Here is a 21,495-nt window from a genome sequence, read left to right as displayed (position 1 = left end):
ACGGCGCGCGCTATTCGCTGATCCGCTCGTCGGTCGACGTCAACATCGACATCGATCTCGACCTGCTCACCAAACAGTCCAACGACAACCCGGTGTACTACGTGCAGTACGCCCACGCGCGGATGTCCGCACTGGCCCGCAACGCCGCTGACCTCGGGGTCGTGTCGTCGCTGGACCATCTGGACCTGCTCGACGATCCCGCCGAGGGCGAATTGATCCGCACCATCGGCGATTTCGACGATGTCGTCGCGACCGCCGCCACGTTGCGCGAGCCGCACCGGGTCTGTCGCTACCTCGAGGTCCTCGCCGGCACCTACCACCGGTTCTATGCCAAGTGCCGTGTCCTGCCGCAGGGTGACGAGAAACCGGCGGACATCCACCGGGCCCGGCTCGCCCTGTGCGAGGCCACCCGTCAGGTCTTGGCCAACGGCCTGGGGCTCGTCGGCGTCACCGCGCCGGAGCAGATGTGAACGCCCACCCCGCCGGCCCCCGGCACGCCGAACTGCTGGCCGCACCCCATCTCGCCGAGCGTCCGAACGACCCGGCGGTGCTCGCCGCCATCCCCGCACAGGTGTGGCCGCGCAACGCATCCCGCGACGAATCGGGCGAGCTGCGGTTGGCCGGCGTGCCGGTGAGCCGGCTCGCCGAAGAGTTCGGGACGCCGGCGTTCGTCGTGGACGAGGCCGACTTCCGGGCGCGCTGCCGGGACATGATGGCGGCGTTCGGCCCGTACGGGCGAGTGCACTACGCGTCGAAGGCGTTCCTGAGCACCGAGATCGCGCGCTGGGTCGACGACGAGGGGCTGTCCCTGGACGTCTGCAGCGGTGGTGAACTCGCCATCGCACTGCGCGCCGGTTTCCCGCCGGAGCGAATCGCATTGCACGGCAACAACAAGAGCGTCGACGAGCTGCGCGCTGCGGTCGACGCCGGGATCGGGCACGTCGTCCTCGACTCGATGATCGAGATCGATCGGCTCGACGCGATCGCCGGCGAACGCGGTGTCGTCGCCGACGTGCTGGTGCGTGTGACCGTCGGTGTCGAGGCGCACACCCACGAGTTCATCTCGACCGCACACGAGGACCAGAAGTTCGGATTCTCGCTCGCCGGTGGGATCGCGATGGAAGCCATCCGGCGGGTCTTCGCGACCGACAACCTCAGGCTCGTGGGTCTGCACAGCCACATCGGGTCGCAGATCTTCGACATGGACGGATTCGAGCTGGCCGCCCACCGAGTGCTCGGACTGCTCCGCGACGTCGTCGGCGAGTTCGGTGTCGAGAAGACCGCGCAGATGTCGGTCGTCGATCTCGGTGGCGGACTGGGGATCTCGTACCTCCCCGAGGAACGCCCGCTGCCGGTGCAGAAGGTGGCGGAGACGCTCGCGGCGATCGTCGAGCGGGAGTCGGCAGCGCTCGGGCTGCCCATGCCGACCATCGCCGTCGAACCGGGCCGCGCCATCGCCGGCCCGGGCACGATCACGCTGTATCGAGTCGGCACCGTGAAGGACGTCGCACTCGGCGGCGGCGCCGTACGACGCTACGTCTCCGTCGACGGCGGCATGAGCGACAACATCCGCACCGTTCTCTACGACGCCGAATACGACGTCCGGCTCGTGTCCCGGGTGTCGGAGGCCCGTGCGGTGGTGTGCCGGGTCGTCGGAAAGCATTGCGAGAGCGGCGACATCGTGATCAAGGACTGTTGGCTGCCGGAGGATCTCGGCCCCGGCGACCTGATCGCGGTGGCGGCGACCGGTGCCTACTGCTACTCGATGTCGAGCCGATACAACATGACCATGAGACCGCCCGTGGTGGCGGTGGCCGACGGGAACGCCCGGCTGCTGCTGCGCCGGGAGACCATCGACGACTTCCTCAGCCTGGAGGTGGGCCTGTGACCGGATCAGTGCAGAACACAAGCGGCGCAACCGATGCGGACTCGCGCACCATCGGTGTCGCGGTGCTCGGCATGGGCAATGTCGGTGCCGAGGTGGTGCGCATCATCACCGACAACGCCGACGACCTCCGGGCGCGCGTCGGGGCTCCCGTGGAGATCCGCGGCGTCGCGGTGCGGGATCTCGGCCGTCCCCGCAAGATCGCGCAGGATCTCCTGACCGACGACCCGGCAGCACTCGTCGCGCGCGACGACGTCGACATCGTCGTGGAGTTGATGGGCGGCATCGACCCGGCCCGCGGTCTGATCCGGTCGGCGCTCGAGAGCGGCAAGTCGGTGGTGACGGCGAACAAGGCGCTCCTCGCCGAATACACCGGCGAACTCGCGACCGCCGCGGCAGATGCCAAGGTGGACCTCTACTTCGAGGCCGCGGTCGCCGGCGCCATCCCGGTCATCCGTCCGCTGATGCAGTCGCTGGCCGGCGACACCGTCGAGCGGGTCAACGGAATCGTCAACGGCACCACCAACTTCATCCTCTCCGCGATGGACGAGACGGGCGCCGACTACGCCGACACGCTCGCCGAGGCCGGCCGCCTCGGATATGCCGAAGCCGATCCGACGGCCGACGTCGAGGGCTACGACGCCGCGGCCAAGGCGGCGATCCTCGCCTCGATCGCCTTCCACACGCGGGTCACGGCGGCCGACGTGCACCGCGAGGGCATCTCCTCGGTCACGTCCGCGGACCTGGTCGCGGCCAAGAAGTTCGACTGCACGATCAAACTGCTCTCGATCTGCGAGCGCGTCCGCGACGCCAATGGCGCGCAACGGATCTCGGCGCGCGTGTACCCCGCGCTGATTCCGCTGACCCACCCGCTGGCAACCGTGAACGGCGCGTTCAACGCCGTCGTCGTGGAAGCCGAGAACGCCGGGCGGCTGATGTTCTACGGGCAGGGTGCCGGGGGATCACCGACGGCATCGGCGGTTCTCGGCGACATGGTCATGGCCGCCCGCAACCGCGTGCACGGCGGGCGCGGACCGCTCGAGTCGACGTACGCCTCCCTGCCCGTCGCCCCGATCGACGACGTGTTCACGCGGTATTACGTCTCGATGCGGGTGGCCGACAAGCCCGGCGTGCTGGCGCAGGTCGCGGGGGAGTTCTCGAAGCGGTCGGTCAGCATCGCCGCGGTGCGCCAGGAAGGCGCGGGCGACGACGCCCGCCTGATCCTGGTCACCCACCGCGCCCCCGACCGAGCTCAATCGGATTGTGTTGCGGCGCTTGAAGACATGGACGCCGTCATCAAGGTGTCGAGTGTGTTGCGATTGGAAGGTACCGATGACTGAAGCGACTTCTACGCCTGTGCACCGCGCGTGGCCGGGCCTCATCGAGGCCTACCGGTCGCGGTTGCCCGTCGCCGACGACTGGAAGGTCGTCACGCTGCTCGAGGGTGGCACCCCGCTGATCAGTGCGCCGCATCTGTCGTCGCTGACCGGTTGCGAGGTCTACCTCAAGGTGGAGGGCCTCAACCCCACCGGTTCGTTCAAGGACCGCGGCATGACGATGGCCGTCAGCAACGCGGTCAACAACGGCAAGACCGCGGTCCTGTGCGCATCCACGGGCAACACCTCGGCATCGGCCGCCGCATACGCCACCCGGGCCGGGATCACCTGCGCGGTCCTGATCCCGCAGGGCAAGATCGCGATGGGCAAGCTCGCGCAGGCGGTCATGCACGGCGCCAAGATCATCCAGGTCGAGGGCAACTTCGACGACTGTCTCGAGCTCGCGCGCAAGGCGACCGCCGAGTTCACCGAGATCGAACTCGTGAACTCGGTCAACCCGGCGCGGATCGAGGGTCAGAAGACCGCCGCCTTCGAGATCGTCGACGTGCTGGGCCGTGCCCCCGACGTCCACGCTCTGCCGGTCGGCAACGCGGGCAACATCACCGCGTACTGGAAGGGCTACAAGGAGTATCACGCCGACGGCGTCTCGTCGTCGGTGCCGCGCATGCTCGGTGTCCAGGCCGCGGGCGCCGCGCCGCTGGTGAACGGTGCGCCGGTGAAAGACCCGGAGACCGTCGCCACCGCCATCCGCATCGGTTCCCCGGCCAGCTGGAACCAGGCCGTCGCCGCGAAGGACGAGTCGAACGGGCAGTTCCTGGCGGCCACCGACGAGAAGCTGCTCGAGGCCTACCGACTCGTCGCCGGCAAGGAGGGCGTGTTCGTCGAGCCGGCGTCGGCCGCCAGCGTCGCGGGCCTGCTCGCCGCGAGTGCCGAAGGCTGGATCGAGCGGGGCTCGACCGTGGTGTGCACGGTCACCGGCAACGGTCTGAAGGACCCCGACACCGCGCTGGCGGGCATCCCGGCGGTCGAGGCCATTCCGGTGGACCCGGTGGCGGTCGCGAATGCTCTCGGTGTCGGCTGACGGGGCCGGGTCCGCGGAGGCTGCTGCGGGAACGGTGCCGGTAGGGCTCTCGACGAGGGTCCGCGTGCCCGCCTCCAGTGCCAACCTGGGGCCCGGATTCGACTGTCTCGGAATAGCTCTCGGAATCTACGACGAGGTGATCGTCGAGACCGTCCCGGATGGCGTCACCCTCGAGGTCGAGGGTGAGGGCGCCGATGCCGTGCCCCGCGACGACTCGCACCTCGTGGTGCGGGCGCTCACCCGCGGACTGGCACACGCCGGGCTGCGGGCCCCCGGTCTGACATTGCGCTGCGTCAACCGGATCCCGCATTCCCGGGGTCTGGGTTCGTCCGCCGCCGCCGCGGTGTCGGGTCTCGCCGCCGCGTCGGGCCTGATCTCGGCCGCCGGCCTCGGTCCGGGGCTCTCGGCCGACGAACTGGTACAACTGTCCAGCGAATTCGAGGGTCACCCCGACAACGCGGCCGCGAGCGTGCTCGGCTCGGCGGTCGTCACGTGGACCGAATCAGCCGACGGCGTCGCCTCGTATCACGCGCACCGTCTCCCGGTGCACCCCGACATCTACGCAACGGTCTTCGTGCCCGACACCGAGTCGTCGACGTCGTTCACCCGCGGGCTGCTCCCGGATTCGGTTCCGCGCGCCGACGCCGTGTTCAACCTGAGCCGGTCGGCCCTCGCCGTCGTCGCGCTGACCACCGATCCGCGCAACCTCATGGCCGCGTCCCAGGATCGGTTGCACCAGCCGTACCGGGCGTCGGCGAGGGCGCCGACGCACGATCTGGTCAGCGCGCTGCGTGCTCGGGGACATGCTGCGACGGTGTCCGGAGCGGGACCGACCGTCCTGGTGCTCGGTACGGCGCCGGTGCCCGCCGAGATCCGTCAGCTGGCGCAGGGCCTCGGGTTCGACGCCCGGTCGGTCGCCGTCGCCGGCGGCGTCGAGATCACCGTCGGCTGATCGGCGTCGTCCGCACGACCGCCGGAGTGAAAGCGCATTCATTTGGCGCTTCCGGCGTGTTGCCCCTATCATGCGAACGGGGTTACCATATTCTGGTCTAGCCGCGCAGGCTTGTCCTGCCGCTTCTCATCCTTCACCGATCGGAGATGACCGGCTGTGTATCCGGGCCGGGGTCATGGATCTCTGTCGACGGTGCCGAAGCGCAGGTGTTTCCGGGCACGCTCGCAGCGGACCACACATTCTCACCGTCCACCGCGGACGGACTCCCTAGCGCACAGAAGCAGGGAAACGTAGACCTCACGCAGTTCTCGTCTGCGGGAGGAACGAAAGGACTTCCGTGACCGATACGGACCTGATCACCGCACCTGCCGAGCAGGAATCCGCGGGTTCGGCCGGCCCCGACTCGGGACGACCGGCCACCAAGACACGTGCACGAACCGGCCTGTCCGGCATGGTGCTCAGCGAACTGCGGACGGTCGCCGGTGAACTCGGCATCAAGGGCACCTCCGGGATGCGCAAGGGCGATCTGATCGCCGCGATCAAGGAGCGCCAAGCGGGTGGCGACGCCCCGGCCGCGAAGAGCGCTCCCGCCCGGTCGAAGGCCGGCACGTCGAAGCCGGCGACGAACGACGACCAGCTGACCATCGGCGACTCCCCGGCCGCGACCGGGGCGGACACGACCGAGAAGAACGACGCCCCCCGGAGCGGCGCGCGCACCCAGCGCGGCGCCGGCCGCAAGGCCGCTGCCGCGGACGCACCGGCCGAGGCGTCGTCCACCGAGACCGCGAACGCCGACGCTTCGGGAACAACGAACAACCCGGCTGCCACCCAGGCCGACGGCTCGCGGAACGGCGCCGACGCGGCGAAGTCCGAGGCCCAGGCCGGGGATGCACCCAAGGGCGGCAGCGCTTCCGAGACCGACTCGTCGGAGACTGGTGCGGGACGCGAGCGACGCCGCGGCCGTGACGGCTCGGGCGAGGCCGCGGGTGACTCCGACGGCAACGACCAGCGCACTCGGCGCAACCGCAACCAGAACCGCGACAACCAGAATCGCGACGGGGGCCAGAACCGCGACGGGGGCCAGAATCGCGACAAGCAGAACCGCGACGGCAACCAGAACCGCGACGGCAACCAGAACCGCGACGGGGGTCAGGACGACGACGGCGAGGGCGGCGGTCGCCGTCGGGGTCGCCGGTTCCGTGAGCGTCGTCGCGGCCAGAATCGCGACACCCCGAACGAGCCGCAGGTGTCCGACGATGACGTGTTGCAGCCCGTCGCCGGCATCCTCGACGTGCTCGACAACTACGCCTTCGTGCGCACCTCGGGGTACCTCGCCGGTCCGAACGACGTCTACGTCTCGATGAACCTGGTCCGCAAGAACGGACTTCGACGCGGCGACGCGATCACCGGTGCGGTCAAGGTGCCGCGCGAGGGCGACCAGCAGAACCAGCGCCAGAAGTTCAACCCGCTGGTGCGGCTGGACACCGTCAACGGCGGAGACGTCGAGACGGCCAAGCGTCGCCCCGAGTTCAACAAGCTCACGCCGCTGTACCCGAACCAGCGCCTGCGGCTGGAGACCACCCCCGAACGACTCGACACCCGTGTGATCGATCTGATCATGCCGATCGGCAAGGGGCAGCGCGCCCTGATCGTGTCGCCGCCGAAGGCCGGTAAGACGACGATCCTGCAGGACATCGCCAACGCGATCGCGACCAACAATCCCGAATGCCACCTCATGGTCGTCCTCGTCGACGAGCGTCCCGAGGAGGTCACGGACATGCAGCGTTCGGTGCGGGGTGAGGTCATCGCCTCGACCTTCGATCGGCCGCCGTCAGACCACACCTCGGTGTCCGAGCTCGCGATCGAGCGCGCCAAGCGACTCGTCGAGAGCGGGAAAGACGTTGTGGTGCTGCTGGACTCGATCACCCGTCTGGGTCGTGCGTACAACAACGCGTCGCCCGCGTCGGGTCGGATCCTGTCCGGTGGTGTCGATTCGACCGCGCTGTACCCGCCGAAGCGGTTCCTCGGCGCGGCGCGCAACATCGAGAACGGCGGATCGCTGACGATCATCGCCTCGGCGCTCGTCGAGACCGGCTCCACCGGCGACACGGTGATCTTCGAGGAGTTCAAGGGCACCGGCAACGCCGAGCTCAAGCTCGACCGCAAGATCTCCGAGCGCCGGGTGTTCCCGGCGGTGGACGTCAACCTGTCGAGTACTCGTAAGGACGAGCTGCTGCTGTCGCCGGAGGAATTCTCCATCGTGCACAAGCTGCGTCGCGTGCTCTCGGGTCTCGACTCGCAGCAGGCCATCGACCTGCTGATCAGTCAGCTCAAGAAGACCAAGACGAACATCGAGTTCCTGATGACGGTGCAGAAGACCGCGCCGGGCGGGAACAACGACGACTGAGTTCTGCGACTGCAAACGAGCCACGAAGGTCACCGGACCTTCGTGGCTCGTCGTTTTCGCTCCTCGGGAACTGCGGCCTGGCGGCCGTCGTGGACTACGACACAACACTCGCGAGCATCTGAACCTCATGCTCCCTGAGGTGCGAGCGAAGCGAGCCACGAAGGGTGTAGCAACGTGTCTCGCCAGCCCTTCGTGACTCGTCGACCTCGACGCGCTCCTTCGTCGCTTGCTCGGCCCGGCGGCTTGCGCTTCTCGCACCTCAGGGAGCAGGGGTTTTGTAGTCTCTTCGGATCAGCGAGCGATGGGGGTTCGCTTCTCTCGGATTGGGGAGCGGTGGGAGACGGACGGGGTTGCGCGACTCGCGCGGTGTCCTCTCAGCCGGCGAGGTCGGCCGCCAGGTGTTGCCACGCCTGCGCACTCGGCGGTGCGACGGCCCCGGTCTGGGTCACGATGAGCGCGCACTCGCCTCCGCGGCTGTAGATCTCGAGTGATCCCGTGCGGTCCCACACCCCGCGGGGCCACGTCACCCAGCATTCGCCGACGAGGTCGAAGTTGATCATCACGCGGGTGCTGCCGGATGCCAGCACCATCTGGCCCCGATGCTCGCGGGCTCCGTCGAGACGGTCCTGGCGCATCTGGATGCATCCCGGCGCCGCCGTCGCGAAGGTCACGGTCATCCCCAGTCCCGCTGCGTGCTCGAGTGCGGCGATCACCGCACGTGTCTCGACGCGGACGGTACGCGCGCAGTCGAGATGGGGGAGGGCCGCCAGGCGGGCGACACCTCCGTCGGTGAGTACCGCGTCGAATTGTGCGACCTGATCGTCGTCGATCGAGGCGGACGGGTCCACGCACTGTGGCGCAGGCGAATCCACGAAGGGCCCATCAAGGACCGCGGCCGCGCCGGTGCAGGTCATCGCCTCGAACGCCAGCCGGTCGGAGTTCTCCGTCAGGTACGTGGCGTGAGCGGTGTTGCCGCGGTGGTCGAACAGTCGCAGGGTCGGCGGAACGTGGGCGGCGGGATCGCTGAGCAACGCCGACGACAAGCGAGAGGGGTTGAGCCGCAGTGCGATCTGCTGCGAGTCGACACGTAGCGGACCGCCCACGGCCGTCGGGAGGTCATGGACGCCGACCGCGTTCATGATCACCGGACCGGCAACGGTCACGCCGACGACCTGGGCCAGGCCGGGCAGGCGCGCGGCGACCGCGGGGACGTCGTGATTCACCGAGGATCCCGCGAATCCGGCTGTCCGCAGCAGGATCTCGAGATCGCTGCGGGCGTGCGGATGGTCCCCGGCGGAGTGGGTCATCTCAGTAGACGTCGCGAGAGTAGCGATTCTCCGCGCGCAGGCGATCGACGTACGCCACGGCCTGGTCGGGCTCGAGACCACCGTGTTCGGCGACGATCTCGTGCAGCGCCGCATCGACGTCGTCGGCCATCGTCGTGGCGTCGCCGCACACGTACAGATGCGCGCCGGCCTCGAGCCACGCGAACAGCTCACCGCCGTGTTCGCGCATCCGGTCCTGGACGTAGACCTTGTGTTCCTGATCGCGGGAGAAGGCTAGGTCGAGCCGGTCGAGAAGCCCGTCGGTGACGAACCGGTCGAGCTCGTCGGCATAGAGGTAGTCGTGGCCGCGATGCTGGTCACCGAAGAACAGCCAGTTGCCGCCGGGTGCGCCGGCCGCGGCCCGCTCGTGCAGGAAACCGCGGAACGGGGCGATGCCGGTGCCCGGGCCGATCATGACGGCCGAGACGTCGTCGGCGGGCAGCCGGAACTTCTTGTTCGGGGAGATGAAGACGGGCACGGTGTCGCCGGGCGCGCAGCGGTCGGCCAGGTGGGTCGAGCACACACCTCCGCGATCCCGGTCGGCGACGCGGTAGCGCACCGTGGCCATCGTGATGTGGACGGTGTCGCCGTGGACCCGCGGGCTCGACGAGATCGAGTACTCGCGGTGCGCGAGGGGACTCAACTCCTCGAGCAGTTCCTCGGGAGTCGGGGTGAAGGTCGGGTCCAGATCCACCAGATCGAGGACGTCGAGGCCGTGGAGCCACGCGTCGAGTGCCTGCGGGTCACCGGCGTCGAGAAGTCGGGCGAGTTCGGGGTGTCCGGTGCGTTCGGCGACGACCCGGACGAGGTACTTCGACGGCGCGCCGATCTCGTACCTGCTGGTCAGTGCCTCGCGCAGGGTGTAGGTCGCCTTGCGGTCGGCGATGATCTCGTCGCCCTCCGCGCGCAGCCGGGCGAGCAGGAGATCGACCAACGCGGGATCGTTCGTCGGAGCGATCCCGATGCCGTCGCCGGGCTCGTAGGTGATGCCGCTGTCGCCGAGATCGAGTTCGAGATGCCGGACCTCCTTGGCCGATCCGGGACCGGAGAGGAGCTCGTTCCGCACGACCGTCGCCGGGTAGGGATGGCGCCGGTTCCACGGCGATCGCGCCGTCTTGCCGGTACGACGGGCGGGGGAGGTCCGTGCGGTGTCGACTGCGAGGCTGCTGCCGGTGGAGGCGGCGTCGTACATCGAGGAATCCTTCGGGGACGAGGTGCGGGGGAGCGTGTGCCGCCGACAGGGCGGGCGACGCCACGGTACTACACTTAGGCAACCCTTACGAGGATCGCGATCTGCGTCACGTGTAGCGAAGTGCCGGTGGCCGTGTCGGGAATGGATCCGAGTGGCCTGCCGTTGAGGCACCTGCGACCGTGGTGACCGGGATTTTTCCCGGGTGATGCCCCCGTGGCATACTGGTCGGTCGAGTCCGGTTCCGGTTCACACCGTCGACAAGCGACGGTGACCCGGCGACCTCAGAAAGGGACAGTCAGACATGAAGCAGGGAATCCACCCCGAGTACGCGACGACCACCGTCGTCTGCGGCTGCGGCAACACCTTCGAGACCCGCAGCACCGCTGCCAACGGTCGGATCAACGTCGAGGTCTGCTCGCAGTGCCACCCGTTCTACACGGGCAAGCAGAAGATCCTCGACACCGGCGGCCGCGTTGCCCGGTTCGAGAAGCGCTACGGCAAGCGCGCCAAGTAGACCACGCTGCGACGCCCGCCCGACGATGTCGGGACGGGCGTCGCTGTGTTTTCCGGTCAGAGTTCTTCCCGGTGTCGCCGATCATCCGTTGTGGCGCCGGTCGACAAGTGAGGTCGCCTTCATGAGTACGCAGAGTCCCTCGGCCATCGACGACATCCTGGCCGAGCACTCGGGTCTCGAACGTCAACTGGCCGATCCTGCCCTGCACGACGATCCCGCCGCGGCCCGTCGCGTCGGCAAGCGATTCGCCGAGCTCGCGCCGGTCATGGCGACCTACACACGGTTGAAGACGGCACGCGAGGATCTGGAGGCCGCACGTGAACTGGCCGCCGACGATGCGTCGTTCGCGGCCGAGATCCCCTCTCTCGAAGAGGCCGTCGAGGAACTCGACGCGACGTTGACCGACCTGCTCGCCCCGCGCGACCCCCACGACGCCGACGACGTGGTCCTGGAGATCAAATCCGGTGCGGGCGGCGAGGAATCGGCACTGTTCGCGGCGGACCTGGCCCGGATGTACCTCAAGTACTGCGAGCGTCACGGCTGGAAGGCGCAGGTGCTCGGCGTGACCGAGTCCGATCTCGGCGGCTACAAAGAGGCCACCTTCTCGATCAAGTCGAAAGAGGCCGTGCGCGACGGGGTCTGGTCGCGACTGAAGTTCGAGGGCGGTGTGCACCGCGTCCAGCGGGTGCCGGTCACCGAGTCGCAGGGCCGCATCCACACGTCGGCGGCCGGGGTGCTGATCTACCCCGAGCCCGAAGAGGTGGCCGAGGTGACGATCGACGAATCGGAACTGCGCATCGACGTCTACCGCTCGTCCGGCAAGGGCGGCCAAGGCGTGAACACCACCGATTCGGCGGTCCGGATCACCCACCTGCCCACCGGAATCGTCGTCACATGCCAGAACGAACGTTCGCAGTTGCAGAACAAGGCGCGCGCGATGCAGGTCCTCGCCGCCCGGCTGCAGTCCGCAGCCGAGGAAGAAGCGGAGGCCGCCGCCGCGCAGGGTCGTGCGGCCCAGATCCGCACCGTGGACCGGTCCGAGCGGATCCGGACCTACAACTTCCCCGAGAACCGCATCACCGATCACCGCATCGGTTACAAGGCCAGCAATCTCGACGCGGTCCTCGCCGGTGACATGGACAACCTGCTCGACGCGCTCGTCGCCGCGGACCGGCAGGCCCGCATGGAAGCGGAATAGACGTTGTGACCGGCAGGCCGACCCCGGTGCCGGACGAACTGCGTGCCGCAACCGCCCGTCTCGCCGCGTCCGGGATCGACTCCGCACGCCGTGACGCCGAATGGCTGATGGCGCACGTGCTCGGGATCGATGCGGGCCGTCTTGTGCTGGTGGACGCGATTGACGACGCGCCGGCCCGCGCGTTCCGGTCCGCGATCGACCTGCGGTCACAGCGGATTCCGTTGCAACACATCATCGGGACCGCCGCCTTCGGCCCGGTCGAGCTGGCCGTCGGCCCCGGAGTGTTCATCCCCCGGCCGGAGACCGAGTATCTCCTCGAATGGGCGGTCGACCGACTCCGGGCCACCCCCGGACCGCATTCGGCGGCTGATTTCTGCAGCGGCAGTGGGGCACTGGCGATCGGCATCGCCGCGATGAGTCCGGCGACCCGTGTCGTGGCGGTCGAGGCCGACGAGGATGCGCTGGTGTGGTTGCGTCGCAACGTCGCCGCCGCGGCACCGGCCGGCGGGTCACGGGTCGACGTGCTCGCCGCGGACGTCACCGATCCGGATCAGGTCGCGGGAGCCGTCCCGGCCGGCAGCGTGTCGGTCCTGGTCACGAACCCGCCCTACGTGCCGCTCGACGCCGTGGTCGGACCCGAGGTCGCCCACGACCCGGCTCGCGCGGTCTTCGGCGGCGCGGACGGGATGTCGGTCATCGTGCCGATGGTGCCGGTCATCGCCCGCACGCTGACGCCGGGTGGCGTCGTCGGGATCGAACACGACGACACGACCGCCGACGCCGTCGTGTCGTGCCTGCACGCGCACGGCGACTTCGAGGAAGTCACCCGGCACACGGATCTCACGGGCCGGCCGAGGTTCGTGACGGCGCGCCGACGGCAGGCCGGGTCCGTCGGACGCGGCATGGCAGGATGATCGCGTGAGCACTGTTTTCGACTGCAACGATCCACAGAACCGCTCGTCGGGGATTCGGGCGGCGGTCGGGGCGGCGAAGGCCGGACGGCTGATCGTGATGCCCACCGACACGCTCTACGGAGTCGGTTGCGACGCCTTCGATTCCGACGCCGTCGGTGCGCTCCTCGCGGCCAAGCACCGGGGACGCGACATGCCCGTGCCGGTCCTGGTCGGTTCCTGGCACTCGATCGACGGCCTGGTCCTGTCCGTCCCGCAGCCCGCACGCGACCTGATCGAGGCCTTCTGGCCGGGCGGTCTGAGTCTGGTTGTCCGACAAGCACCCTCGCTGGCATGGGACCTCGGCGACACCGACGGCACCGTCATGCTGCGGATGCCGCTGCACCCGGTCGCGATCGACGTGCTGCGCGAGGTGGGGCCGATGGCGGTCTCGAGCGCGAACGTCTCGGGGCGTCCGCCGGCGACCACCGCCGACGAGGCGCGCGAACAACTCGGTGACGAGATCGCCGTGTATCTCGACGGTGGCCCGGCGCCGGCCGCGCAGGCGTCGACGATCGTCGATGTCTCCGGGCCGAGTCCGCGCATCCTGCGCGAGGGCGCGGTCTCGACGGACGCCGTCGCCGACGTACTCGACACGGACCCGGCCGCGCTGCTCGCGGAGCGATGAGCCCCGACGCGCCGAGGTCCGGACCACACGGCGTCGAGGCGGGCGGCGCCCCGACCGGTGACGCCGCGGTCGACGCCTTGGTGAGCCGCGAGGTCGGCCGGCGCCGCGACACCGTGCAGCTGCTCGCCAGCGAGACCGAGCCGACGCCCGGGGTGCGGGCCGCGATGGCGTCGGTCTTCGACGCGAAGTATGCGGAGGGGTATCCCGGGGCGCGCTATCACGGCGGTTGTGAGGTGACCGACGAGCTCGAGGAGTTCGCCGTCGGACGGGCCCGCGCGCTGTTCGGCGCCGAGTACGTCAATGTCCAGCCGCTGTCGGGTAGTGCGGCCAACCTCGCCGTCTATGCCGCCTTCGCCCAGCCCGGGGACCCGGTGCTCGCGCTGCGCCTCGAACACGGCGGCCACCAGACGCATGGTTCTCGGGCGAACTTCTCCGGGCGATGGTTCTCGCCGTTGCACTACGACGTCCGCCGCGACGACGAACTCGTCGACTACGACCAGGTCCGGGATCTCGCGCTGGTGCACCGCCCCCGCATCCTCGTCGCCGGCGCCGCGTCCTACTCGCGGACGTTCGACTTCCCGACCCTGCGTCGGATCGCCGACGAGGCCGAGTGCATTCTCTGGGTCGACGCCGCACATCTCGCCGGGCACATCGCGGCGGGCCTGCTGCCCTCGCCGGTGCCGCACGCCGACATCGTCACCCTGTCCACCAACAAGGTGATCCGCGGTCCGCGCGGCGGGGTCATCCTCGCGCGAGCCGAACACGGCGAGGCCCTGCGCAAGGCGGTCTTCCCGTTCGTGCAGGGCGGGCCCGCGATGCACTCCGTCGCCGCGAAGGCGGTCGCCTGCGCGGAATCCGGTACCGACGAGTTCGCCGGCTACGTCCGTCGTGCGGTGGACAACGCCCGCGGTCTCGCCACGGAACTGGCCTCTCGGGGCGCCCGGGTGGTGTCCGGCGGCACCGACATCCACCTCGCGGTCGTCGACGTCAGCGGCTTCGGCATCTCCGGGATGGAGGCGCAGCACCGGCTCGGCGCGGCCGGGATCGTCGTCGACAAGGCGGTCCTCCCGTTCGACACCCGCCCCGTCTCCGAGGGATCGGCGATCCGGATCGGTACGCCGGTGGCCACCGAGCGCGGCATGACCGCCGCGATGCATCCGATCGTCGCCGACGCGATGGCCGCCGCGATGTCGACGCGCGACCGTGAGACACACCAGCGGATCCGTCGCGAGATCGCCGCACTGGCCTACGGGTAGCGTGGTCGCAATGTCGGAGACCCTTGCCCGTCTGACACCGGTGGTGGCGCGATGACCGGTGCCGCACCGGTGTTGCTCGCCGCCGCCGCGGACGGGGGAGGGACGGGCGTTCCTCTGCGCGAGCTCCTGCTCGTGGGGCTCACGGCCGCGGCCATGACCTACCTCCTGACCTCGGCGGTCCGCGTCTTCGCGATCCGCGCCGGCGCGGTCGCCGTGCCGCGGGTCCGCGACGTGCACGTGATCCCGACACCTCGCCTCGGCGGGCTCGGGATGTTCGGTGGGGTGGTCGCCGGGATCGCGCTCGCCGCGAACCTCCCCGCGCTCAATCGCGGTTTCGCCTACACCACGGACATGACGGCGGTGATCGCCGCCGGCACGGTGATCGTCCTCGTCGGCGTCGTCGACGACCGGTGGGGCCTGGACGCGCTGACCAAATTCGTCGGTCAGCTCACCGCCGCCGGCGTCCTGGTGCTGCTCGGCATCAGCTGGCTGCAGCTCTACATCCCGTTCGCCGACATCGGCACGCTGGTGCTCGACCCGCTGCAGGCCGGTCTCCTCACGGTCGCGATCACGGTCGCGACGATCAACGCGATCAACTTCGTCGACGGCCTCGACGGTCTGGCCGCGGGATTGGGACTCATCGCCGCGGCGGCGATCTGCATGTTCTCGCTCGGTCTGCTGCGCGACCAGGGCGGCGACGTCAGCTACTACCCCCCGGCCCTCATCTCGGTGGCACTGGCCGGCGCGTGCCTCGGATTCCTGCCGCACAACTTCTCGCCCGCACGGATCTTCATGGGTGACTCGGGTGCGATGCTGATCGGTCTGCTGCTCGCCGCGGCCTCCACGAGCGCCTCGGGCCGTATCGCCGTGAACGCCTACGGACCGGCCGACATCTTCACGCTGCTGTCCCCGCTGATCCTGGTCGCCGCCGTCGTCTTCATCCCGATGCTCGACATGCTGCTGGCGGTGATCCGGCGGACCCGGGCCGGCGTCGGTTTCTACACCCCGGACAAGATGCACCTGCACCACCGGCTGCTCGAACTCGGGCACTCGCAGCGCCGGGTCGCGCTGATCATCTATCTGTGGGTCGGGGTGCTCGCGTTCTCGGCGGCGGCCAGCACGCTGTTCCCGCTGTCGGTCGTCGCCCCGGCCTTCGGTGCGGGCCTCGTCGTCGCGATGCTGGTGACGATGGCGCCGCGCCTGCATCGACGCCTCGCCGAACTGCGAACGTCGACGAAGGCGTACCACTGACCGGTGTCCGGCGACCCTGTGGTTACCGTGATGGCGGTACCTCGGCCTAAGGTAAGGAAACCGTAAATTTTCGTGTACTATCGCCCGTAGTAGTCAACATGTGCGCAGGCCCGGACACAAAGCCCCGGTTCTGTCTCACACGACGCAATACCCCCCGGTGAGACACCAAGAACGGTGTTGGTAGGGTCACAACGAAACGCGAGCTGACGCCCAGCGGCCATGTGCTGCTGCACGTACGCGGGTGATCCGTGCCATCGGTATGGAGTAGGAGAGCTGAGGAGGGACATGACCGCATCTGCCCCTGATTCGGCCCCCGTCTATCCCCAGGCGCCGACCGGACTCCGCCGCCCCGCGCTCATCGCGGGCGGGTTCATCGTGGTGGTGGCTGCCGTCTCGCTCGCCGTCGGACATCCGCTCTTCGCGGTGTTCTTCCTTCTCGGTGTCGCCGGGATCTTCGTCAACGCGATCCTCGTCCGACGTGCCGTCGACGTCGTGGTCGCCGACGAGAACCCGCGCAAGACCGCCCTTGCACTCAACTCCGCCATGCGACTCGGTGCCATCACGGCGCTCGCGCTGCTGGCGGCTTTCCTGGTCCAACCCGACGGGTTGGGCGCGATGTTCGGACTCGCCATCGGCCAAGTGGTCTTGGTGCTGAACACGGTCATTCCGGTGATGAAAGGACTTCGTAGCCAACCATGACGACCGCCTTCAACCTTGCCGCAGAGGATGGCGAACCGGCCATTCAGGTGGGTCATTACACCAAATTCGAGCTGTTCGGACTGACCTTCAACCTGGAGACCATCATCGCGACGGCGCTGGCCGCGGCGATCATGCTCGCGCTGGCGTTCTACCTGAAGTCGAAGGTCACCTCGACCGGCGTGCCGTCGGGTGTGCAGCTGTTCTGGGAGGCCATCACCATCCAGATGCGTGGGCAGGTCGAGAGTGCCATCGGCATGAAGATCGCCCCCTACGTTCTCCCGCTCGCGGTCTCGCTCTTCACCTTCATCCTGATCTCCAACTGGCTGTCCATCCTGCCGGTCCAGGTCGGTCACCACGAGATCCTCAAGCCGCCGGCCGCGGACGTGAACTTCGCCTACGCCCTCGCGCTCTTCGTCTTCGTCTGGTACCAGATCGCCGGCTTCCGGAAGCGCGGCCTGCTGGGTCACCCGAAGCGGATCATCAAGGGCCACGTCGCATTCCTCGCGCCGATCAACGTCATCGAGGAGTTCACCAAGCCGATCTCGCTCTCGCTGCGACTCTTCGGCAACGTCTTCGCCGGCAGCATGATGGTCGCCCTGATCGCACTCTTCCCGCCGTACATCATGTGGGCGCCCAACGCGATCTGGAAGTCCTTCGAGCTCTTCGTCGGTCTGATCCAGGCGTTCATCTTCGCGCTGCTGACGATCCTCTACTTCTCGCAGTCGATGGAGACCGAGGATCACTGACCCGCCCGAACCCGGGCACCGCGCGGAGACGGACACGGCCGCGCCCACAACCGAACATGACGACCTGCTCCGGCACCTGTCGGCGCAACTCCAGACCTGACACACCAGATGTCAGCAACGAAAGGGAAATATCACAATGGATCCAATGATTGGCCTCGGCGCACTCATCGGTGGCGGCCTGATCATGGCCGGTGGCGCCGTCGGTGCCGGTATCGGTAACGGTCTGGCCGGTAGCCAGCTGATCGCCGGTATCGCTCGCCAGCCCGAGGCACAGGGTCGCCTGTTCACCCCGTTCTTCATCACCGTCGGTCTGGTCGAGGCGGCCTACTTCATCAACCTGGCCTTCATGGCGCTCTTCGTGTTCGCCACCCCGATCAGCGCCGGCTGATCGTCGCTCTCCCTTTTGTCGCCGAGTAGAAACGACACCTCACCACAATGACGCTTGCTGCAGAGAACTTCCTGCTCCCGAATGGAACGTTCTTCGTTGTCCTGCTCATCTTCGTGATTTTGCTGCTGGTCATCCGCAAGTTCGTGGTTCCGCCGATCCAGCAGGTCCTCGAGGAGCGGGACGCGATGATCCACCGCACCGTGGAGGACAACCGGACCGCCGCCGCCGAATTCGAGGATGCGGACGTCCAGTTCCGTTCACTCCTCAAGGAAGCGCGCGGTGAGGCCACCGCCAAGCGCGACGATGCTCGCGCCCAGGGGCGGGAACAGCTGAACGAGATGAAGCAGCGAGCGACCGCCGAGGCCGACGCCGCCCTGCAGTCGACCAGCTCCGAGCTGGCGACGCAGGGTGAGCAGGCCGCCTCGACGGCTGCAGCTGATGTGGACGCACTCGCCAAGACGCTTGCGGCGCGTGTGCTCGGTGTCGACTCGGCAACTCTTTCCGATACCCGATCGACGAGCGGAGCGGTGAACTGATCATGGCTGCCAACACTGAGACCGAATCCGACCAGGGCCCCATCGGCACCTGGCTGCACGACATCGGTGCTGCGTTCGACCCCGCGATCTTCATCGCTCAGCTCTTCGGCTTCGCGGTCATCCTCTTCCTCCTGTGGAAGTACGTCCGGCCGCCGGTGGCGAAGATGATGCGGGATCGACAGGAGACCGTGCGTCAGCAGCTCGCCGAGAGCGAGGCCGCTGCCAAGCGCGTCGCCGACGGCAAGCAGGCCCGCGAGAAGGCGGTCGCCGAGGCCAAGGCCGAGGCCGAGCAGTTGCAGAAGGACGCCGAGGCCGACGCCGAGGCGATCACCTCCGACATCCGCGCCCAGGCCGACCACGAGGTCAAGCGCATCTCCGAGCACGGCCGCAACCAGGTCGCCCTGGTGCGCGCCAACCTCGTTCGTCAGCTGCGCACCGATCTCGGACTCACCGCGGTCGACAAGGCCGGCGAACTGGTGCGCAACCATCTCGCCGACGACTCGGCCCAGGCGGCCAGCGTCGATCGGGTCATCGACGAACTCCAGGAGATGTCGTCGGGTTCGGCGAACGCGGTTCCCTCGAGCGCCTCGCTCGTCGGTCTGCACGCGATGCGTGCCGCCAGCCGCGACGCCGCTCTCGCCGTGTCGGAGCACTTCGATTCGGCGGCAATCGATCTCGACGGTTCGGCACTGGCCGACGCCTCGGGTGACCTCACCGCGGCCATCAACTTCCTCGGCGAGAACCCGGTGCTGCGCAAGCGCCTGGTCGAGGACGACGAGAACCCCGAGGGCAAGAAGGCCATGGTGCACCGTCTGTTCGACGGCAAGCTCGCCCCGGTCGTCGTCGAGGTGCTCGCGACCGCGTCGAGTCAGCGGTGGTCGTCGTCGAGCGACTTCGTCGTCGGTCTGCGTCGTCAGAACTCCCTGATCGTCCTCACCGCCGCCGAACGCGACGGGGTCATCGAGCAGGTCGAGGACGAGCTCTTCCGGGTGAGCCGAGTCCTCGAGGCCAACCCGCAGCTGTCCTCGCTGCTGTCCGACCACGGCAAGGACGCCGACAAGCGCGTCGACCTGCTGAAGAAGCTGGTCGGCGACAAGGTCGGCACCCACACCTGGACGCTGCTGTCCTCGACCGTGCGCCTGCTGCACGGCCAGGCCGCCGACGTCGCTGTCGATCAGCTCGCCGAGCTGGCCGCCGCCCGTCGCGGCGAGTCGGTCGCCCACGTGGTGTCCGCCTCACCGCTGTCCGATGCCCAGATCGATCGACTGTCGGGCGTGCTCGGCGGAATCTACGGTCGGACCATCTCGGTGCAGACCGAGATCGCCCCGGAACTGCTCGGCGGTCTCCGGATCAGTGTCGGCGACGAGGTCATCGACGCCGATGTCGCGACACGGCTGGCCATGGCCGCCGAGACGCTGCCGCGCTGACGACCACCCCGACACACCCGAACCCACGAAGCCCAGAGCTCAGAGCCTTCGAGACTCAGAGCCACATCAAGGAAAGACGAGAACCCATGGCGGAGTTGACGATCTCACCAGACGAGATCAAGGGAGCGATCGAGCAGTACGTCTCGTCGTTCGAAGCCGAAGCGTCGCGTGACGAGGTCGGCATCATCACCGATACCTCGGACGGCATCGCCCACGTCAGCGGCCTTCCGAGCGCAATGGCCAACGAGCTCCTCGAGTTCCCCGGCGGCGTCCTCGGCGTCGCACTGAACCTCGACGAGGACGAGATCGGCGCCGTGATCCTGGGTGACTACGAGTCCTTGGAAGAAGGCCAGCAGGTCAGCCGCACCGGCGACGTGCTCTCCGTCCCCGTCGGTGATGCGTTCCTGGGACGCGTCATCAACCCGCTGGGTGCCCCGATCGACGGCCAGGGCGACATCGAGGCCGACGAGCAGCGCGTCCTCGAGTTGCAGGCCGCCACCGTGCTCGAGCGCCAGCCGGTCGAGGAGTCCCTCGCCACCGGCATCAAGGCCATCGACGCCATGACCGCCATCGGCCGCGGACAGCGTCAGCTCGTCATCGGCGACCGCAAGACCGGCAAGACCGCGGTCTGCATCGACGCCATCCTGAACCAGAAGGCCAACTGGGAGACCGGCGACCCCACCAAGCAGGTTCGCTGCATCTACGTCGCGATCGGTCAGAAGGGTTCGACCATCGCCGGCGTCAAGTCCGCCCTCGAAGAGGCGGGCGCGATGGAGTACACCACCATCGTCGCGGCTCCCGCCTCGGACTCGGCCGGCTTCAAGTGGCTGGCCCCGTACACCGGCTCGGCCATCGGCCAGCACTGGATGTACCAGGGCAAGCACGTCCTCATCGTGTTCGACGACCTGACCAAGCAGGCCGAGGCCTACCGCGCCATCTCGCTGCTGCTGCGTCGTCCGCCGGGCCGCGAGGCATACCCCGGTGACGTCTTCTACTTGCACTCCCGTCTGCTGGAGCGTTGCGCGAAGCTGTCCGACGAGCTCGGCGGCGGCTCGATGACCGGTCTGCCGATCATCGAGACCAAGGCCAACGACGTCTCGGCGTTCATCCCGACCAACGTCATCTCGATCACCGACGGCCAGGTCTTCCTGGAGTCGGACCTCTTCAACAAGGGTGTTCGACCGGCCATCAACGTCGGTACCTCGGTGTCGCGCGTCGGTGGCGCCGCCCAGACCAAGGGCCTCAAGAAGGTCTCGGGATCGCTGCGTCTGGAGCTGGCCCAGTTCCGTGAGCTGGAGGCCTTCTCGGCCTTCGCCTCCGACCTCGACGACGCCTCGAAGGCACAGCTCGAGCGCGGTGCCCGCTGGGTCGAGATGCTGAAGCAGGACCAGTACAGCCCCTTCTCGGTCGAGGATCAGATCGTCTCGATCTACCTCTGCGGTGAGGGCCACTACGACTCGGTCCCGGTCGACGACGTGCGCAACTTCGAGACCCAGCTGCTGAGCCACCTGCACCACAACGCGACCGGTGTCTACGACTCGATCGCCGGCGGCAAGGTGCTCAGCGACGACCAGGCCGAGGCCCTGATCGCCGAGACCAACAAGTTCAAGAACGGCTACCTCACCCACGACGGCCGTCGCGTCGTCAACGAGGCCGAGGCCGAGGCGATGGATGCCGACAACGTCGAGAACGAAGAGATCAAGATCCGCAAGTGATCTCAGAC

At 68.4% G+C, this 21,495-nt stretch carries 20 protein-coding genes; 18 read left to right on the top strand and 2 right to left on the bottom strand.

Annotation, left to right across the window (positions count from 1 at the left end):
* The 6 genes from M4D77_RS14170 to rho form a co-directional block, all read left to right on the top strand.
* Nucleotides 1-470, top strand: a 470-nt coding sequence (locus M4D77_RS14170) for a DALR anticodon-binding domain-containing protein (RefSeq protein WP_259936467.1), incomplete at its 5' end; no start/stop codon positions are given.
* Entirely contained in the window at nucleotides 467-1,888 is a 1,422-nt protein-coding gene (gene lysA / locus M4D77_RS14165) for a diaminopimelate decarboxylase (RefSeq protein ID WP_259936466.1), read from the top strand. The genes M4D77_RS14170 and lysA, both read left to right, overlap by 4 nt.
* Nucleotides 1,885-3,225, top strand: coding sequence for a homoserine dehydrogenase (locus tag M4D77_RS14160; RefSeq protein ID WP_226513003.1), 1,341 nt, complete (start codon nucleotides 1,885-1,887; stop codon nucleotides 3,223-3,225). Before lysA ends, M4D77_RS14160 begins: the two co-directional genes overlap by 4 nt.
* Nucleotides 3,218-4,303, top strand: coding sequence for a threonine synthase (gene thrC, locus M4D77_RS14155; RefSeq protein WP_259936465.1), 1,086 nt, complete (start codon nucleotides 3,218-3,220; stop codon nucleotides 4,301-4,303). Before M4D77_RS14160 ends, thrC begins: the two co-directional genes overlap by 8 nt.
* Nucleotides 4,284-5,255: a homoserine kinase gene (thrB, locus tag M4D77_RS14150; RefSeq protein ID WP_259936464.1), complete on the top strand. Its 972-nt coding sequence runs from the start codon at nucleotides 4,284-4,286 to the stop codon at nucleotides 5,253-5,255. Before thrC ends, thrB begins: the two co-directional genes overlap by 20 nt.
* Before the next feature lie 337 nt (nucleotides 5,256-5,592).
* Nucleotides 5,593-7,662 carry a transcription termination factor Rho gene (gene rho / locus M4D77_RS14145; protein ID WP_259936463.1) on the top strand — a complete coding sequence of 690 codons (2,070 nt, stop codon included), beginning with the start codon at nucleotides 5,593-5,595 and terminating at the stop codon, nucleotides 7,660-7,662.
* Nucleotides 7,663-8,036: 374 nt separating this feature from the next.
* Here rho and M4D77_RS14140 read toward each other — a convergent pair whose 3' ends face one another.
* Together M4D77_RS14140 and M4D77_RS14135 are read right to left on the bottom strand one after the other, a co-directional pair.
* Nucleotides 8,037-8,969 carry a heme transporter gene (locus M4D77_RS14140; protein WP_068969913.1) on the bottom strand — a complete coding sequence of 311 codons (933 nt, stop codon included), beginning with the start codon at nucleotides 8,967-8,969 and terminating at the stop codon, nucleotides 8,037-8,039.
* Between the two features lies 1 nt (nucleotide 8,970).
* Nucleotides 8,971-10,179, bottom strand: a complete 1,209-nt coding sequence (locus M4D77_RS14135) for a sulfite reductase subunit alpha (protein WP_159370576.1) — start codon at nucleotides 10,177-10,179, stop codon at nucleotides 8,971-8,973.
* A 301-nt stretch (nucleotides 10,180-10,480) separates the two neighbouring features.
* Here M4D77_RS14135 and rpmE point away from each other — a divergent pair, with 301 nt between their 5' ends.
* The 12 genes from rpmE (at nucleotide 10,481) to atpA (ending at nucleotide 21,487) form a co-directional block, all read left to right on the top strand.
* Nucleotides 10,481-10,693, top strand: coding sequence for a 50S ribosomal protein L31 (rpmE, locus tag M4D77_RS14130; RefSeq protein ID WP_010842972.1), 213 nt, complete (start codon nucleotides 10,481-10,483; stop codon nucleotides 10,691-10,693).
* A gap of 121 nt (nucleotides 10,694-10,814) precedes the next feature.
* On the top strand, nucleotides 10,815-11,891 hold the full coding sequence (gene prfA, locus M4D77_RS14125; RefSeq protein ID WP_159370577.1) for a peptide chain release factor 1: 1,077 nt from the start codon (nucleotides 10,815-10,817) through the stop codon (nucleotides 11,889-11,891).
* A 5-nt stretch (nucleotides 11,892-11,896) separates the two neighbouring features.
* The gene (locus M4D77_RS14120) at nucleotides 11,897-12,805 is read left to right on the top strand and encodes a HemK/PrmC family methyltransferase (protein ID WP_259936462.1); all 909 of its coding nucleotides are present in this window, start codon (nucleotides 11,897-11,899) and stop codon (nucleotides 12,803-12,805) included.
* A 4-nt stretch (nucleotides 12,806-12,809) separates the two neighbouring features.
* On the top strand, nucleotides 12,810-13,469 hold the full coding sequence (locus M4D77_RS14115) for an L-threonylcarbamoyladenylate synthase (RefSeq protein ID WP_058252755.1): 660 nt from the start codon (nucleotides 12,810-12,812) through the stop codon (nucleotides 13,467-13,469).
* Nucleotides 13,466-14,725 (top strand): serine hydroxymethyltransferase, encoded by a 1,260-nt coding sequence (glyA, locus tag M4D77_RS14110; protein WP_259936461.1) that lies wholly within the window; start codon nucleotides 13,466-13,468, stop codon nucleotides 14,723-14,725. The genes M4D77_RS14115 and glyA overlap by 4 nt, the downstream gene beginning before the upstream one ends.
* A 51-nt stretch (nucleotides 14,726-14,776) precedes the next feature.
* Nucleotides 14,777-15,976 (top strand): glycosyltransferase family 4 protein, encoded by a 1,200-nt coding sequence (locus tag M4D77_RS14105; RefSeq protein ID WP_055474993.1) that lies wholly within the window; start codon nucleotides 14,777-14,779, stop codon nucleotides 15,974-15,976.
* A 285-nt stretch (nucleotides 15,977-16,261) separates the two neighbouring features.
* Nucleotides 16,262-16,675, top strand: a complete 414-nt coding sequence (locus M4D77_RS14100; RefSeq protein WP_004021250.1) for a hypothetical protein — start codon at nucleotides 16,262-16,264, stop codon at nucleotides 16,673-16,675.
* Nucleotides 16,672-17,421 carry a F0F1 ATP synthase subunit A gene (gene atpB, locus M4D77_RS14095; protein WP_055474992.1) on the top strand — a complete coding sequence of 250 codons (750 nt, stop codon included), beginning with the start codon at nucleotides 16,672-16,674 and terminating at the stop codon, nucleotides 17,419-17,421. The genes M4D77_RS14100 and atpB overlap by 4 nt, the downstream gene beginning before the upstream one ends.
* 136 nt (nucleotides 17,422-17,557) lie before the next feature.
* Complete coding sequence (locus M4D77_RS14090) at nucleotides 17,558-17,809, top strand: F0F1 ATP synthase subunit C (RefSeq protein WP_004021252.1); 252 nt, start codon at nucleotides 17,558-17,560, stop codon at nucleotides 17,807-17,809.
* Between the two features lie 47 nt (nucleotides 17,810-17,856).
* A complete protein-coding gene (locus tag M4D77_RS14085) occupies nucleotides 17,857-18,345 on the top strand; it encodes a F0F1 ATP synthase subunit B (RefSeq protein ID WP_055474991.1) in 489 nt (162 codons plus the stop codon).
* 2 nt (nucleotides 18,346-18,347) lie between these two features.
* Nucleotides 18,348-19,772: a F0F1 ATP synthase subunit B/delta gene (locus tag M4D77_RS14080; protein ID WP_259936460.1), complete on the top strand. Its 1,425-nt coding sequence runs from the start codon at nucleotides 18,348-18,350 to the stop codon at nucleotides 19,770-19,772.
* An 86-nt stretch (nucleotides 19,773-19,858) separates the two neighbouring features.
* The gene (gene atpA / locus M4D77_RS14075; RefSeq protein ID WP_055474989.1) at nucleotides 19,859-21,487 is read left to right on the top strand and encodes a F0F1 ATP synthase subunit alpha; all 1,629 of its coding nucleotides are present in this window, start codon (nucleotides 19,859-19,861) and stop codon (nucleotides 21,485-21,487) included.
* Nucleotides 21,488-21,495 lie beyond the last annotated feature (8 nt).

Source organism: Gordonia sp. p3-SID1431, assembly GCF_025143765.1.
GTDB classification, from domain to species: Bacteria; Actinomycetota; Actinomycetes; order Mycobacteriales; family Mycobacteriaceae; genus Gordonia; species Gordonia hongkongensis.
The sequence above is the reverse complement of the archived record's forward strand: the minus strand, read 5'-3'. Positions and strand labels throughout refer to the sequence as shown.